Here is a 17,351-nt window from a genome sequence, read left to right as displayed (position 1 = left end):
GATGCGCTTTCGTTTAACCTTTAACTGCCCCTGCTGTCATGCCTTTCATGACCTGTTCCTGAAATACCAGATATAGAATGATGGTCGGAATGACAGACAAGGTCATGGCAGCAAGAGTCAATCCGTAGTCGGTCTGATATCCGTCGGCAAAATTCGCAATCGCCAGCGGTAACGTTTTCAAACCTGTTTTGTTAGTAAACACGAGTGCGAACGAAAAATCATTCCACGCGTGCAGGAAACTCAAAATGGTGACTGTGGACAGAGCCGGTATCGACATGGGAAGTATGATCCGGGTGAACAGTCCCCCGAGTCCTATTCCATCAATAAAAGCAGCCTCCTCAATGTCACGCGGTATACTGGCCAAATATGCTGTCAGTACAAAGATGGCCGTTGGTAAGGCAAAGGCAGTATACGGCAATATCAGAGCCCAATACGTATTCAGCAAGGACATCTGCTTCATGAGAATAAATAATGGAACCAGCGTGCTGTGAATGGGAATCAACATGCCCACCACGAAGAAGGTCATGATCAGTCCTTTCCAGCGAAACTGGAAACGTGCGAGTATAAATGAGGCCAGCGCTGCAATAAACAGCGTAATCACAAGAGATCCTACAGACACGATCAGCGAATTGCCAAAAGCCGTCCCCAGCTTGGAGCTCTCCCAGGCATTGCTGAAATTCGCAACATTCCATTTTTCCGGTAAGCCGAAGGGTCTGCTGTAGAAATCTTCATTGGTTTTGAATGCACTGATCACAAGCCAGTAGAACGGATACAATGTTAAAATACCATAGACCGTCAACAGCGTCCAAACAATTCCGCTGCGTAACCGACGAATCGGATGGGATGAAGTTCTCCCTGGGGTTGGCATCGATAATGGTGTAACACGCATTGCAGTTCCCCCTCTCCCCTAATTCTCTTTTCTTTTACGGCTTGTCATCCACTGGCTTGTTCCGATGAGCAGCAGTGAGATGAGCACAATAGTGGTCGAGATGGCACTCCCGAAGCCGTAACGGTACGTTGTGAAGGTTGAATTATACATATACGTAGCCAGCAGTTCTGTCGCATGTGCCGGTCCACCCTTGGTCATGATGTAGACCAGATCGAATGATTTCAGGCTGCCCGAGATGCACAGAATGATGGCTACCTGAAGCGTTCCCCAGATCATGGGTAGAGAGATGGATACCAGTTTGCGGATTCCAGAAGCACCGTCAATTTGGGCAGCGTCATGGATCTCGCCAGGAATATTTTGTAATGCCGAGATAAATATAATCAGGTACAGACCAACAAAGCTCCAGAGCAGGGGCGGTACCAGTGAGAAAATCGCGATTTTGTCATCGGACAGCCATTGTAGTTTCCAGCTCTCCAATCCCAATGCATCCAGCAAGAAGTTCAGTATCCCGATCTGCGGATGATAGATATATTGCCAGATCATGCCGATGACCACAGTGGATAATACCATCGGCAGAAATACGGCTGAGCGCAGGAAACGCTGTAACGGATTGCTTTTGTGCAGAATGACCGCCAACATCAGCGCTAACGGAATTTGCCCAAATACAGAGGCCAGAACAAAAATGACGTTATTTTTCAAAGCCCGCCAGAATACAGGATCATGCCATATTTCCACATAGTTATCCAGACCGATATATTTGGACTCTCCGATGCCGGACCAGTTAAAGAACCCATAGTACGCTGACCATACGACCGGTACAAATACAAATAACGCGTAAATAATGACCGCCGGGGCGAGCCCCAACATGATAAAACGCCGGCTGCGCAGTGCGTTCATTCCGCTCACTTCCCTTCGTAGAACCTATTCGCAAACACATGACTTCAATATAAAACCCCTCCCCTGCCGGGAAGGGGCCTAAGGTTTATAACATCTCATAGTCCATCCCATCCATACATGGGGTTACATCTGGTTTAATTTCCGACGGTATTGGCTTGAGAGGCCTGAATTTTGTTCGCAATGTCTTCCGCTTTGCCACCCATCATTAGCTCTTGCAAACCATTATTAATGACCTCGACGGTTGCAGATCCCAGCTTGGAATCATACACCGGCGTAATTTTCACTTCCTGCATCAAGTCATATAGTTCAACGAACAATGAGTTTGCCTTCGATTTGTCCAGATCAATCTTGTAACTGACCAAGGTGCTGCTGTCCAGGGTTGCCTTCTGACCGTCAGGCCCTGCCAAAGCATAGAATAGCTCCATTGCCGCATCCTTCTGGGCACCACTTAGCTTTTTGCTTACACCCAAGCCGGTTCCAACCACGCCAGATGTTGTTCTCGGCTCTCCCTGGCCTCCATCCACTGCAGGCAGAATCGTAATATGCGTGTTGTTCAAAATGTCTTCCGGTGCATTGTTGACCAGATTAGCCAATGCCCAGCCGCCGTTCATAACCATGGCTGCTTTTCCCTGGAAGTACAATTGCATCATCTGCGTTTCGTCAATGCTGTTAAAGCCGTCCTGGAATGCCTTGCTGTTACCGAGCTCCTGCATTTTGTCCAGCGCCTGAATGAACTGCGGATCGGTAAAGCTTGCACCCTCCTGTGCGGCCGCTTTCAGAAACCAGTCTGTGCCGGTCACCCGATCAGCCAGTGTACTGAAGATGGTGGATTGTGCAACCCAATTGGCCTTGTTCCCCAGTGCGATCGGTATTACTTTGTTTTCATTAAATGTAGCAATCGCCTGCTCCAGTTCAGCCCATGTTTCAGGCACTTTCACGTTGTACTGTTTAAACAGCGCTTCATTGTAATAGATGAAGGAAGTAGGTGCGAGATTCATCGGTACCGAGTAGATATTCCCATCCACTGTATATCCATCCAGCGCGTTTGGAATAAAGTTATCTTTCCACTCCGTCTTTGCATCCAGTTCCGCATTGATTGGTTGTAGCAGATCACCCTTCACGAACTCTTTGGTCATTGCATCTGGCCACATCACAAACAAGTCCGGCATTTCATTCGCAGCTGCCACTGTCCGAAGTCTTGTCTTGAGCCCATCTGTTGGCAGACCTTCATCCACCACTTCAATGTCCGGATGTGACGCGCGGAAGTCTTCAATAATTTTACGCATCGCTACCGCTTTGGCATCCTGCCCGGTCCAATTGTGCCAGAGTGTAACGGTCACTTTATCCTTGCTGCCGCTGCCTTCTGAGCTGTCACCGCCGCCGCAACCAGCCAGAACGATGGAAAACAACGCCATTGCCAATATTCCCAAAAGCCATTTTTTCAACATCCCTTTAATCCCCCTTGGTGATTTGATTACACTTATTGTAAATGGTAACGCTATCATTTTGTAAGGTGACGATCCACGGATACAGGGGTGAAAAATATCGGATACCCTGATTCGTTAAGCAACATTTGCTTCCATATAAAAAGAGCCCTCACAATGAGAGCCCCTTCCAAATTATAGATTTGTTAGTGTTCATGAATGATAAATGAATAGATAAGTTCTAATTTATTTTATACTGTCTTTCACCAATGCAGCAAAAGCTTCCGAACCTTCTGACGTCAGATGAACACCGTCTCCTTCAAAGTATTCATCGTGTCCTTCACTTGCGCTGTTCCAATCAATGAGTGATACATTGCTATAATTAGAAGCTGCTTCATTCAAGGCTTTATTGACTGCTCTTTCCCATGGGCGAGGGACCCGTACGGTAACCAGATATACACGTTCTTCATCCTTCAAATCATCCAGCAAGGAATCCAGACTTTTGGAATTGAATGAACCGTTTGTTCCAAGTTCCAGTACGATCTGGCTGCCCAATTGGTTGTTTCGCTTCAGACCATCCAGTACATCGGCTGCCTGCCACATCTGACGTCCGACATGACCATCCACGTGGACTCCCGATATGTTTTGTTCGAGATAGGGTTTTGCGTCCAGAATCACCGAGTCTCCAATGACCGTGTAATGAATCTTGCCGTCTTTGGCAGAAGGAGCTGTTTCTTCATTTTCATTGGAAGGGTTCATCGCCCCCTGTGGATCGTCGGATTTGGTTGCTCCTTTATGGTCCAGGTTATGCTTCGGATCATCTTTGGAATCTTCAACTGGTTGATCTTCTGGAGAAATCCCTTTTCCATCGCCTGAGGAACTTTCCTGATCATCAGGTTGGGAAGAAGAATTGGACGAGTCGGTTGACTGCTCATTTATCTCCTGATGATCTGTCGGCTGCTCCGCTGGTTTATTGCTCTGTGACTCCGGTTTCTTGCCCGGGTCGGATGTGCCCGCAGTTACTGGCAGAACGTCCTGCCCTTTTTCTTCCGCTACTGAGTGATCTCCATTCAATGTGGTGGACATAGATGCCGAGTGTGAATCGGAATTCGCTGCAGAAGTAATCATCATCTGTGACACCGTAACAGACATCAGCAGAACGCTCATCAGCAATCCAGCGCGCTTCCACCGTACATTGCGAATACCAGTTTCATTCCGTCCTCCTCTTCCCCATAACCGTGACCAGGAATCGCGGAATCCGTTATGACGAATTGGATTTTCAATATATTTAAGGGAGAGGGAGGCAAGCACAACCGTTGCCGCAACCTGCAAAATCATTCGTACAGGATGTGCTCCCCCTGTATCTACCGTTGGACTCGTCAGGATAATGACGGGATAATGCCACAAATATAAACCATATGAACGTTCGCCGATCCAACGCAGTGGCTTAGCTCCAATCCAACGTGCCAGAACGGAAGATGGATGAGCCAGCACAGCAACAAGTAGTGTCGTCGCGATAGCCTGAAGCACCATTCCCCCTTGGTACAAAGACGGATCGTATTCGCTGCTATTCAGCATCATGTAGATTAACAGAGCCAACGCCGCCAAGCCTGATACGTCCAGAACTAGTCGGTTCATGGGGGCAAGGGACGACGACAACTTGCGACTCGGCCATACCACAGCCAATGCTGCACCAGCAAGTAGCGCAAATGCTCGTGTATCTGTTCCATAGTATACACGGCTCGGGTCCAGATCCGGATTATACATGATGGCCATTGCGCCAGCAGACAACTCAGCTGTGATCACAATGAAGACGACCAGCCAGCCCTTTCGTTTGAACAAGACAATTGCCGCAACCAGAAGAAGAGGCCATACAATGTAGAACTGCTCTTCCACAGCCAAGGACCAGAAATGTCCAAACGGTGATGGAGGGCCGAAACTTTCGAAATAGGAGACGTGATGAAAGATATACCACCAATTGCTTATGTATAATACGCCTGAAAAAATATCGCCACGAAGGGCTGCGAGACGGGAAGGATCTGTGCATAGCAGCCAGATCATAACGACAGCCGTCATTGTAAGCATGCCGGGAAGCAAACGCCTTGCTCGCCGCACCCAAAAATCACCGAGAGCAATGCGTCCATGCTCCTGCCACTGTGACACCAGAATATCTGTAATCAAGTATCCTGACAGAACAAAGAATATACCTACACCGAGCAGACCGCCCGGAATAAAAGTCAAATTGAGATGATACGCGATTACCGCAAGTACCGCGATGGCTCGCAAGCCATCCAGTCCGTTCATATGCCGCTTACTTTTCAACGATTCTGACATGCTTGCCCCTCCTTGTTACTGTGAGCCCATATCATCGGTGCTTGGGGCATGGAATTCCTTATTGTGAATCTGGTTGTTATTAACATACGTATTGCACCTTCCATCTTTCATTTACAACATAAAGAAGACGTTTTTTATCCATTACCTTTCAATCCTTACGATATTCTTTATATTTTTCGTTATCTCACATAAAGCGATGTAACCTTTCCTGCCAAGCATATATAGCTGTAAAATCATACTCTAATTTTGTCGTTTAATACAGCATTTTTCATGGAATGGCTAATATTACCTTGTCTTTTTTCATATATGAGAAAGTCTCTGTTTGAGACATGATTACATGTGCCGATCAATAGCAAAAGGCTGCCGACTTGCTCAGCAGCCAATAACCATTATAAACCTATCTCTTGCCGGATTGAAAGTTTTGCTCATAATTGCTTCTTGGTGCCTAGGACCCTAGAGGTAAAACGGATGAATCTTCTCTTCCGCATTCCCATCGAGTATCCGATAAGAGGAGCGTCCTACGTACATCGGGATTTGCAGTTTATCCAGATCAACCATCCCATTCTCCAGAAAGTACTCATCGTCCTGATACCGCTGCATCACTTCACCCGCGATCCATTCATGATCTCCGTACGTCGTTATATCCATCACCTTGCACTCATAAGCAAAGTAAGCATCGGTCAGGACCGGAATATCCAGTTTGATGCCCTCCTCGTATGTAATACCGAACTTTGAGAATTTATCCGTATCTCTTCCGCTGAATGTGCCCGCTGCCTGAATCCACTCGGATCGATGACCTGGCAGAAAATGTACCCCAAAGACTCTGCTCTGCTCAATCAGCCGGTAAGAGTACGTCTCTTTCCGTATCGAGATGCCATATATTCCGGGTGACGAGCCAATATAGGTATGCCAGCCTGCGGCCATGACGTTCTGTACTCCCTCATAACGGGATGTCACCACCGCCACCATTCCGGGATACGAATAAAACAGGGGTTCATCTATCGGTTTCTTCATTGGATCACCTCTCCATTTCAGTTGGCCTGTATTTTTCAGGCCATTTCTCATCCAATATTATACAGTAACAGCAGAGGATGAGAAAGAATTACTTCATACTTTTCAGTCATTTTTGGAAAAAAATCAAAAATAGCCCTGAACATTCAAAGCGAGATGAATGTCATGGCTACTTTTGCTTTTATATGATCTATGGTCATGTAGTCATTTAACGACTCTTAACCAACAACTCAACCGCTTCCTTAACCATCTTGCTGCTGTCTCTGCCTTCAGCCAACTCATCTACAATACACTGGTGAAGATTCTCAGCCACAATCTGCGCGATTGCTTTGTCTGATGCATTACGTACAGCCGATAGCTGGGCCACAACTTCCTTGCACGTTTTACCTTCATCCATCAACCTCAACACGCCACGAACCTGTCCTTCGATTCTGCGCAAACGGGTTTTTAATTCATTTGAATATTCATAATCCATGTTATCTCCTCGCCCTTCTATGTGTGATACGGGTATGGGTATAGTATAGGACAAAAAAAAGAGAATTTACAAGGCTAGATAAACAAGTTTACTTTACCTTCTGAAGCATCTCCCAGATATGCCGCAACTCCGTCATAGTCAATGCCATCCATAAGTTCCTCCTGCTGCAAGCCGAGTAAATCCATCGTCATCGTACAGGCGATCAGCTTTACTCCTTGTTCCTGAGCCAGTTCGATAAGCTGTGGCAATGAAAGGGCATTGTGTTTCTTCATCACATGTTTGATCATGGGTGGCCCCAGACCCCCAAAGTTCATTTTGGACAAACCCAGTTTTTTGGGACCACGCGGCATCATCCATCCAAATACTTTTTCCAAAAAACCTTTTTTGACAGAGATCGCTTCATCTTTGCGAAGAGCATTCAATCCCCAAAATGTAAAAAATATCGTCACCTCATGGTCATAAGCTGCTGCACCATTCGCTATAATCAAAGCTGCAAACTTCCTTATCCATGATCAAATTCAAGCAATCCGGCCCTTATCAACTCATCTGCATGAAGCTCAGACAGTTCTTCTAATAGAGACATGCCTTCTTCTGTAAGACTGATCAAGACACTTCTGCGATCTTCCTCATTCGGAGTACGATGGACGAGCCCCAGCTCTTCACAGCGTTTGACTAGTTCTCCACAGGCATGTGGTGTAATTTGCAGCCGCTCGGCCAATTCCTTCGGTGTAGCGTGTTCCCTTCCTTGGAAACCCATAATGGACAACATTAACTGGTGATATTGGGGCGTTAATCCTTTGCTTCTGGCCGCCTGTTCGCTAAAGCGGATAAACTTGCGAATCTGATAGCGAAAAAGAGCCAATTGTTCATATACATGTTTGGGCAATCTATGTTCACTCATCATAAACTTCCTTTCTCATTATGAATTCTCTTCAGTGATATGTGATTAAATATGACATATAAATCCGCAATAAAGATATGAATTCAATTTTAGCATATTTAATGTTATTTTATATAACATTAAATATTGACTTAGATCGTAGAACGATATACATTAAGGTATAAATCAGGCAACCCAGGCTGAATCCATGTCATATTTATTTCCTTTTAAAAATTCCATTTCATGCAAGCGGGTGATCAATCATGACCACAGAACCAATTAAAAGTGTTTGTCCCTACTGCGGGGTAGGCTGCGGAATCCTGCTTGAGGTCGCGGATAATCGTGTTGTCAAAGTTACAGGTGACCCGGATCATCCCAGCAATTACGGGAGATTGTGTACCAAAGGAAACACCTGCGCTCAAGCCATTACCGAGTCTGGCCGTCTGGAGTACGCTTATAAACGAACGACTCGTGAAGCAGCGCCCCTTCCTATTCAGATGAACAAAGCCATAAGCGAGACCGCAAAACGATTACGCTCCATTCTGGATATACACGGACCTGATGCTCTTTCATTTTATGTGTCAGGACAGATGTCACTGGAATCCCAATACCTCATTAATAAATTAGCCAAGGGCTACATTCAAACCAATAATATTGAATCCAACTCCCGTCTCTGTATGGCCAGCGCTGGCACAGGATACAAACTGTCGCTTGGATCTGATGGCCCGCCAGGCTCTTACCAGGATATGGATCAATCCGATCTTTTTTTTGTAATTGGAGCCAATATGGCCGATTGTCATCCGATTTTATTTCTCAGAGTTATGGATCGTGTAAAAGCGGGAGCCAAACTCATTGTCGTTGACCCAAGAAGAAATGCAACAGCAGATAAAGCTACCTTATTCATGCAGATCAACCCAGGAACGGACTTGGCTCTGCTCAATGGTCTACTTTATCTGTTGGTTCAAAATCAGGATATTGATGAAGAATTCATCCATGAATTCACTTTGGGCTGGAAAGATATGCCTGCGTTTTTGGAGGAATACCCACCGGATAAGGTATCCCAAATTACAGGCATTCCTGAGAAAGATATACGCCAGGTGGCCCAGTGGATTGGTGCATCCGGTGAATGGATGAGTCTGTGGACTATGGGACTGAATCAAAGCACACATGGTACCTGGCACACCAATGCAATCTGTAACCTGCATCTGGCTACAGGGAAAATATGCCGTCCCGGAAGCGGCCCCTTCTCCCTGACGGGACAGCCCAACGCTATGGGTGGTCGCGAGATGGGCTATATGGGTCCCGGCTTGCCTGGACAGCGAAGCGTGCTGGTTGAGGCGGATCGCCATTTTATCGAGGACATGTGGAATATTCCGCAGGGTACCCTGCGGACTGAAGTAGGAACGGGGACCGTATCCATGTTCCAGAGCATGCAAACCGGAGATATCAAAGCTTGCTGGATTATTTGCACCAACCCTGTAGCGACTGTTCCCAACCGCAAAAATGTCATTGCCGGACTTCAGGCTGCAGAGCTTGTGATAACCCAGGATGCCTTTTTGGATACGGAGACGAATCAATATGCAGATATCCTGCTGCCTGGTGCACTGTGGTCCGAAGCTGAGGGCGTGATGATTAATTCGGAACGCAATCTTACCCTCATGCAAAAAGCCGTCGAGCCTCCCGGCGAAGTTATGCCCGATTGGAAAATCATCGCTCAGGTTGCTTGTGAAATGGGGTATGCCGATGCGTTCACTTATGAGTCCTCTGCTGATGTTTATCGTGAAATCCAACAGGCCTGGAATCCAAAAACCGGTTATGACATTCGAGGTGCCTCCTATGAACGGTTACGCAATACTCCGATACAGTGGCCATGTGCTCCTGAGATTGAACATCATCGCAATCCCATTCGATATTTAAATACAGGAATTAGCCAAACGTTAAAAGTAAATGAAGATGGGCATTCTCCTCGCATCGTATTCGCAACCGAAAGTGGAAAGGCAGTCTTTCTGGCACGCCCCTACCTGCCACCAGCTGAAATGCCGGATGAGGAATTCCCTTTTGTTTTGAATACAGGACGACTTCAACACCAGTGGCATACCCTGACCAAAACCGGAAAAATTCCCAAGCTGAACAAATTAAATCCGAGCCCCTTCATTGAGATTCACCCTGAAGACGCAGCCATGATGCAGATTACAGATCAAGATTCCATCGAAATTCGTTCCCGCCGGGGGATGGCCATTCTGCCAGCTGTCGTCACAGATCGAGTCCAGCCCGGGAACTGCTTTGCCCCTTTTCATTGGAATGATGTCTTCGGCAAAAATTTGGCTATAAATGATGTCACGAATGACGCCATTGATCCGATATCCTTGCAACCTGAATTTAAATTCTGTGCCATCTCACTCGTTCGAGTGGCCGAAGAACACTTTGATCCAATCCATTCATTGCAAAGGGAGGCCATGCATATGGGTAAAGTTGATGCACTCGCGACGATGCTAGGCGTTGAATCCTCGACTACATTAACGCTTGAAACGCATGAAAAAATGTATCTCGCCGGATTTATTACCAGTTTACGATCAGATGAATTCAAGACCACTTCAGGTGTCCCTGTACTTCCACCCACTGCACCGCTTGATGCTACCAAAAAGATCTGGTTGGATGGTGTACTCGCGGGCATGTTTTCAAGAACCTTTATCCCGGAAGCCAGTAGCGCTCCCCTCCTTCCCTCTTCTGGTTCGCAAGCAGCCTTGATGGAATCCGAAAAAACAGTTCCTAATGAGGCCATATCATCATTACGTGTCACCATACTGTGGGCTTCCCAGACAGGCAATGCCGAAGAAGCGGCAGAGGAATGTTCACGGAGATTACAAGCGGCTGGATATGATACCAAGCTGACATGTATGGATGATTACGTCATACAGGATCTATCCAATGAACGATATGTTCTGTTTATTGCGAGTACATTCGGTGCAGGTGACCCTCCAGATAACGGAACAAGCTTCTGGCAGAATTTGCAGGCAGACCATACACTACGGTTGACAGCACTTTCTTACGCCGTTCTGGCACTGGGTGATTCGAACTACGATCTATTTTGCGGGTTCGGCAAAAATCTGGATACCCGCTTGGATCAATTAGGGGCTCGCCGGCTCATGGAGCGTATGGATTGTGATTCGAGTTATCCAGATTTCATTGAAGATTGGGTACAATCCATCAAAAGCGCATTACACCCTCAACTTCCCGACATTACGCATACAACCCATGCATCAGAAGCAACAGCAATAGCAATGGCAGAGACTGCCACTCTTCGGCAAACCTATGACCGAACCAACCCTCTCACTACCCGACTGATTTCCAGTCGCAGTCTAAGTAAACCCGGTTCAGAGAAAGACACTCGCCATTATGTGTTCGATCTGAAAAATACAGGTTTGCACTATGAGGCAGGTGATGCGCTTGGGGTCTGGCCGACCAACTGTCCGGAACTTGTGGATGAATTGCTGCGTACCACCAATTTGCAACCTTCAATCCAGGTGAAAATAAAAGATCAGTCCTTTCCCATACACGAGGCACTGCTTCGGCATTTAGAGATTACCCGGGTCACACCGGAAGCACTTCGCTTCCTCGCTGATCGATCCAAGAATGCTCCTCTCCAACAATTAATAGCAAGCGAGAATAAAGAGGCACTACAATCCTGGTTATACGGCAGACAACTGGTTGATATTTTGCAGGAATACCCTGTTGAGATTCGTGCAGATGATTTGATTGGCATATTGAAACCTATGCAGCCGAGGCTGTACTCGATATCCTCCAGTTACAACGCCAATCCGGACGAAGTGCATATCACGGTCTCAACCGTTCGATACCCATTTAATCAACACCTAAGGAAAGGGGTCTGTTCTACCTTCCTTGCTGAACGCAGCGACTTTACAAAGGAGATCCCTATTTACATCCAAAAAGCCGCTCATTTCCGTCCTCCAACCAACCCCGATGCTCCCATGATTATGGTCGGACCCGGAACAGGCATCGGACCTTTCCTTGGATTCCTGCAAGAACGTCAGGCGGTTGGTGCGAGAGGAGATAATTGGCTCTTTTTCGGAGAACAACGGGCTGAATTCGATTTTTACTATCAGGAGGAATTGCAAACGATGCAGCACAGCGGAATCCTCCACCGTTTGGATACGGCTTTTTCGAGAGATCAAAATGAGAAAATCTATGTACAGACTCGTATGATGGAACATGGTGCAGAGTTATGGTCGTGGCTGCAAAAAGGAGCACATTTCTATATATGTGGCGATGCAAACCAGATGGCCAGAGAAGTGGATCTCACATTAAAGAGCATTATTCAGCAGCATGGCGGACTAACTGAAGATGAGGCAGCGGTTTACGTCAAAGCAATGCTTAAATCCAAAAGATATGCCAAAGATGTCTACTGAATCTGGTGTATGTCAAGCCCTTTTGAATAGCAGCCCGATATTCATGGAACTACAACAGACACGACGAGATGATCAAGAGATATTAGAGTTAACATCATCAGATGATAGAGCGGCCACTAGGGCCGCTTTTTCTTGTTTCCTATTTACAATAAACCTATTGCGATTTTAAACTCATCGATGGTTATGAACTCACTCTCATTCGTCCATACTATTACCTACGAATACAACGTCATCACGTATGGCAGGGGAGGAAGCATCATGAACCGGAAAAATCCGCATCAAACCAATCAACCTGCAGCAGAACTACCCGTTCCGCTTGAATTCGATCGCAGTTGGCTGAACCAACTGGAATCAAGACTCGATAAAGGTGGCCCATGGGGCGATTACAGACTCTTTCAACTTGGCATTCAAGCAGAAGAGACTAACTTAATTCCTAATTTTGATGAAATCCAGTGTTTGAAACACTTACAGGGGCTGACTCCACTTCCACACCAGTTGGACACTGCACGCAAAGTATTATTTGAAATGTCAGGCCGTGCCATTCTCGCCGATGAGGTTGGACTTGGCAAGACGATTGAGGCAGGTCTGATTCTGAAAGAATATATGGTCCGCGGTCTCGTATCCAAAGTGCTTATTCTGGTTCCTGCTTCGCTTGTACTGCAATGGGTTCGGGAGCTGAATTCCAAATTCGGAATCCCTGCGGTTGCCCAGAAAAAAGCTTATTCCTGGCAGTCCGAAATCGTCGTCGCTTCCATGGATACAGCCAAACGTGACCCGCATAAGGATCTGCTGCTGAATACGGATTACGACATGATTATTATTGATGAGGCCCATAAACTCAAAAACAAAAAAACGACCAATTATCAATTCATGCTGAAATTACGCAAAAAATACTGCCTTCTGCTCACCGCTACACCGGTGCAGAATGATATGAGCGAGCTTTTCAATCTGATTAATCTGCTGAAGCCGGGACAGCTTGGTCGTCAGGGTGATTTTGCCGCCAATTTTGTCGTCGACAAACGCATTCCAAAAAATCAGGAGTTGCTCAAGGACGAATTGTCCAAAGTCATGATCCGAAACCGCCGCGGCGAAGGACCCGTGCAATTTACCAAACGGAACGTCTCCAATGTGAATTTGCAGCTCTCTGCAGAAGAACAGGCTTTATACGATGGAGTGACCTCCTTTGTGAAGGACCAGTACCAGGAAGCTGGCGGTAACCTGAGCAGCATGCTCTCTCTCGTCACATTGCAACGGGAAGTATGCAGTAGTCGGGATGCCGTGTTTGTTACACTGGTCAATCTGTCGAAGAAACTTCCGCTGGACTCTCCCTTGCGGGACAAGATTTGGGAACTGGTGGCTCATATCAAGGCAATCAAGGAAAATACCAAAGCCGAGAAAACGATGGAGCTCGTGCGTAACATGAATGAGAAAGTCATCATTTTCACGGAATATCGAGCCACACAAGAATATTTGATGAACTATTTCCGCAACAACGGACTTACGGCGGTACCCTATCGGGGCGGCATGAATCGGGGCAAAAAAGACTGGATGATGGATCTGTTCCGTGGACGCGTGCAGGCGATGATTGCAACCGAAGCTGGTGGCGAGGGCATTAATCTTCAATTTTGCCATCACATGATCAATTTTGATCTACCCTGGAACCCTATGCGTGTAGAGCAGCGAATCGGACGAGTACATCGGCTTGGACAGCAGCATGACGTGAATATCTATAACCTGTCGACTACGGGAACGATTGAAGAACATATCTTGAACCTGTTGCATGAGAAGATCAATATGTTTGAGATGGTTATCGGTGGACTGGATGTCATTCTGGAGCGGCTGGAGAAGAAGGAGTCCATTGAGAAGAGTCTCTATAAAATCATGCTTGAATCACAAACTGAAGAGGACATTCGCCGCAAGATGGACTCCCTTGGACAATCACTCAGCTCCATCAAGCATGAGGTTGCAGGTGAGGCTCCACTCGTTTCAGGGCTCGATCTTCTCAAAGGAGGCAGCTGACCATGACCATGTCACCCCATGAAGTGCAGGCATATGTACTCACTTATCTGGAAGCGATGGAGTGTCAGATTATGGAGCGTTCCCCAGCCCATGTGACCGTCAAACTCTCGCCTGAAGCCGACAAGGCATTGACCAACCGTCCCTACTACTGGGGATTTGTCGAACGAACCGGGGCGCCAGCCGAGACGATGTCTTTTACATTTGTATTCGACCCGGATGGTCATCAACAGGCTATGGAAGCAGCAGAAGCAGAAGCAAAAGCAGCACAGACTGCTGCTCCAGTGTCACCAGGAAATGCGGGTGCTGAAGGTGCAACGGATTCAGGTTCTCAAGCCGAAGCCCCCAAAGACACCATTCTTGGTCGTTACTTCGGCATTGTTCCTTCTCTGCCGCAACTGGGACCAGGTCGAATTTTAAAAGAAGACGTGGTATATGGCAGCCGCAGGTTACAACAGATCTTCACCGCAGCCCGTGAAGGCGGTGCATTTGTGAATCTGTTTGAACAAGCAGCCAAACGCCAATTGCGAGCTACCGCACCAGCGGTATACGAGCCCTGGCTTGGAGTGTGCTTCAAAGTGGAATTCGCCTGTGACTTGAAACGGGAGGAACTTCATTTTCTCGGGATCTCCCTGCGCACGGGTGAGATCATTGAGAAATTTGGCTCCAAGCTGAATCGCCGCGACCTGAGTCCAAGACTCGCCGAGAACATGCATGTACAGACAGCCAAAGTTTCATTGGTCGATGCTGGGATCGCTCTGGAAACTCATCTGACTAACCACCTGCTGCAACTTGATTATAGCTGGGCAGAAAAAGCCAAAGAACGACTGGATCTGGAGCTTGCCGTTGTCGATGCTTACTATGAAGCTGTCCTTAGGGAAGATACACCGGAAGTAGATATAGATGCAAGCAGTAGCTCAGTCTCCGACTCAGAAGTCAGCTCCCCTATCCAAGATCAAGATAAGCCTCTTAGTGGCGGTATTCAATCTTCACACCTTGGGCATTCTCGTATCCCGCCTTCACCTCTTCATTCAGTAGGACCCATTGGAATGACGCTGGGATCTGATGTCGAGCTTGCCGCAGAATCAGCCGTCCAAGTGGAAATGGAACCGGACCCTGAACAAGAGAAGGCGAAACAAGCCATACTGGATCGCGAGGCCATGAAACTGCAATATGAGACACGCCGAACCGAGATGATCTGGCAATATGAGCCCAAAGTGAAAGTCATCGCCATTAACAGCGGCATGTTTCATTTAAGATAGACGAAGACACTACTTTTCCGCATTTCACGGCAAAAGTAGTGTTTATTCATGAGTGCCTGCCCGACAGGTTGCAGCAACCTTTGCATGGCTCGTCCACTAGAATGAAACCAGAAGCGATTATGCAGCGGATATATGGCCCCATTCGTCATGATATCCCTCAGAAAAGAAGGTGTTTGGCATGAAACAAATTTTTCACAACCCGTGGAACATTATTCGACTGATCATATGTATTGCACTATGCCAGCTGGGTTTCACTCTCCTGCTCCCCTTATTGCAAGCTGAAGGAACAATGATCCCAACCCCATCGTCATCCGTGAAATCCTTAAATTCTGCGAGAGGAACTACTGCGCCTCAATCCAGTTTACTAGCCCCAGATGCTGTGCAGCAGTTTGCACGCGAACAAGCAATAGCTCTTGGTGCAGCCAAGACAGGCAATCGATGGAGCGATGCTAGTCTGGACTATTTCCCTCTTGGACCAGGAACCCACGGCTGGCTTGTTTACGCTAACCTTAACGGCAATACAATCGGGTATATGATTATTACAGCCACCGACCAAGAAGACTTGAAGCTCACGGAATATGGTCAGGGCAATCCCGAAGAGCAACTGCCGTACAGCAGTCGATTATTGATTGAATCGTTGGAAAGGCACCATTTGAACTTAAAAGCCATACTAACAGCCGGAGGAGGCATTCATTTACGTTATGCGCCTCCCCTGCTCGCTTATTGGAAAGTAGACAGACCTAATGTCGAAGCAATCTATATCGATGCAACTAATGGCGATACGCTACCCGAGGGTGTTCTGAATAAACTAGAGGCGGACTCAATCGATGAGAGCAATAACGACGGAAGAAACACAGCTGCTCAAGTCCCCCTCAGCAAGAAGGTTCAACAGGTGGAAATGATAGCCTTATCTACAGATCCCATGCAACTGAAACCTACTTTTAACCCTGCTGATCATCTGTTATGGATTACATCCAAACCTGCTGCTGTCAAAGGAATACAGGATTTGTTTCCACTTTGGAAGGAACATAAAGAGGTAGTCTTTTCGGCAGATACTCATAATGTGTTATACGGGGGACCACTACCAGTAAGTGGTTACCAGATTTGGCGCAATAATGATGGATCGGAGCAAATTCAGTATGTAGCGATTGGTGGTCATACTTCAGTAAGACGGTTTGTACCTTTGGTGACGTTGCTACAGGAGGGTCATTTTTACAAGACGAATCCCTGACGCCCCAATTATGCTATGATAAGGTAAATTCTTCTTATACGATTAATGGAGTGTTGATGGGAATGAAAAAATTTTGGATCATCACCGGAATAGGTGTGGTTGGGTTTTTCCTGATGGGTTTGTTATTTATGAACTCTTACGTTCGAAATACCGGAGTGGAAAACGTACAAATGATGTACAAGTTAAGCACGACTGACCAAGCCATTGGCTTCATCGGAACGAATGAGTATGGGAATGGCATCTACCTTACGAAGAAAAACCTTCCTGAAACCGTTGAACTCCTTCAATCCCGAATGGCTAAACAAGGCTGGACTTATGTGAATCAAGATGGCTCGGGACATTTTTTTGAAAAGGAAGACCAGACCGCTGTCATCACAACAACAATATGGCAACGAAAGTACAAACAGATTAGTGTACAGCACAATGTTGTTAATATCGCTGATCCTGCACAGTAAAATAAGACGCCTTCCTCTGTAACGTTGTAGGAATGCGTCTTTTGCCGTTT

General features: G+C 46.8%; 13 protein-coding genes. 5 read left to right on the top strand and 8 right to left on the bottom strand.

Annotation, left to right across the window (positions count from 1 at the left end; genetic code table 11):
* Positions 1 to 13 precede the first annotated feature (13 nt).
* From ACR32F_RS10805 to ACR32F_RS10770, 8 genes are all read right to left on the bottom strand, one after another.
* On the bottom strand, positions 14 to 868 hold the full coding sequence (locus tag ACR32F_RS10805; protein ID WP_440119777.1) for a carbohydrate ABC transporter permease: 855 nt from the start codon (positions 866 to 868) through the stop codon (positions 14 to 16).
* Positions 869 to 907: 39 nt separating this feature from the next.
* Positions 908 to 1,786 (bottom strand): carbohydrate ABC transporter permease, encoded by an 879-nt coding sequence (locus tag ACR32F_RS10800; protein WP_440118704.1) that lies wholly within the window; start codon positions 1,784 to 1,786, stop codon positions 908 to 910.
* Positions 1,787 to 1,920: 134 nt separating this feature from the next.
* Positions 1,921 to 3,234: an extracellular solute-binding protein gene (locus tag ACR32F_RS10795; RefSeq protein ID WP_440118703.1), complete on the bottom strand. Its 1,314-nt coding sequence runs from the start codon at positions 3,232 to 3,234 to the stop codon at positions 1,921 to 1,923.
* A 222-nt stretch (positions 3,235 to 3,456) separates the two neighbouring features.
* A complete protein-coding gene (locus ACR32F_RS10790) occupies positions 3,457 to 5,544 on the bottom strand; it encodes an acyltransferase family protein (RefSeq protein ID WP_440118702.1) in 2,088 nt (695 codons plus the stop codon).
* A 453-nt stretch (positions 5,545 to 5,997) separates the two neighbouring features.
* Positions 5,998 to 6,558, bottom strand: coding sequence for a flavin reductase family protein (locus tag ACR32F_RS10785; protein ID WP_440118701.1), 561 nt, complete (start codon positions 6,556 to 6,558; stop codon positions 5,998 to 6,000).
* Between the two features lie 205 nt (positions 6,559 to 6,763).
* Positions 6,764 to 7,030 carry a metal-sensitive transcriptional regulator gene (locus ACR32F_RS10780; protein ID WP_440118700.1) on the bottom strand — a complete coding sequence of 89 codons (267 nt, stop codon included), beginning with the start codon at positions 7,028 to 7,030 and terminating at the stop codon, positions 6,764 to 6,766.
* Positions 7,031 to 7,104: 74 nt separating this feature from the next.
* Entirely contained in the window at positions 7,105 to 7,536 is a 432-nt protein-coding gene (locus ACR32F_RS10775) for a DsrE/DsrF/DrsH-like family protein (protein ID WP_440119775.1), read from the bottom strand.
* On the bottom strand, positions 7,533 to 7,934 hold the full coding sequence (locus ACR32F_RS10770; RefSeq protein ID WP_440118699.1) for a MarR family winged helix-turn-helix transcriptional regulator: 402 nt from the start codon (positions 7,932 to 7,934) through the stop codon (positions 7,533 to 7,535). The genes ACR32F_RS10775 and ACR32F_RS10770 overlap by 4 nt, the downstream gene beginning before the upstream one ends.
* Before the next feature lie 239 nt (positions 7,935 to 8,173).
* On the opposite strand from ACR32F_RS10770, the gene ACR32F_RS10765 reads away from it, so the two are divergent.
* The 5 genes from ACR32F_RS10765 (at position 8,174) to ACR32F_RS10745 (ending at position 17,301) form a co-directional block, all read left to right on the top strand.
* Positions 8,174 to 12,337 (top strand): sulfite reductase subunit alpha, encoded by a 4,164-nt coding sequence (locus ACR32F_RS10765; RefSeq protein ID WP_440118698.1) that lies wholly within the window; start codon positions 8,174 to 8,176, stop codon positions 12,335 to 12,337.
* A gap of 258 nt (positions 12,338 to 12,595) precedes the next feature.
* Positions 12,596 to 14,356: a DEAD/DEAH box helicase gene (locus tag ACR32F_RS10760; RefSeq protein ID WP_440118697.1), complete on the top strand. Its 1,761-nt coding sequence runs from the start codon at positions 12,596 to 12,598 to the stop codon at positions 14,354 to 14,356.
* A 2-nt stretch (positions 14,357 to 14,358) separates the two neighbouring features.
* A complete protein-coding gene (locus tag ACR32F_RS10755) occupies positions 14,359 to 15,615 on the top strand; it encodes a YqhG family protein (protein ID WP_440118696.1) in 1,257 nt (418 codons plus the stop codon).
* Between the two features lie 178 nt (positions 15,616 to 15,793).
* A complete protein-coding gene (locus ACR32F_RS10750; RefSeq protein ID WP_440118695.1) occupies positions 15,794 to 16,846 on the top strand; it encodes a hypothetical protein in 1,053 nt (350 codons plus the stop codon).
* Between the two features lie 62 nt (positions 16,847 to 16,908).
* Entirely contained in the window at positions 16,909 to 17,301 is a 393-nt protein-coding gene (locus tag ACR32F_RS10745) for a hypothetical protein (protein WP_440118694.1), read from the top strand.
* Positions 17,302 to 17,351: the final 50 nt, after the last annotated feature.

Origin of the sequence: Paenibacillus hebaui (assembly GCF_051934385.1) — a bacterium.
Taxonomy (GTDB): domain Bacteria; phylum Bacillota; class Bacilli; order Paenibacillales; family Paenibacillaceae; genus Paenibacillus.
This window is presented reverse-complemented; position numbering and strand designations above follow the sequence as displayed.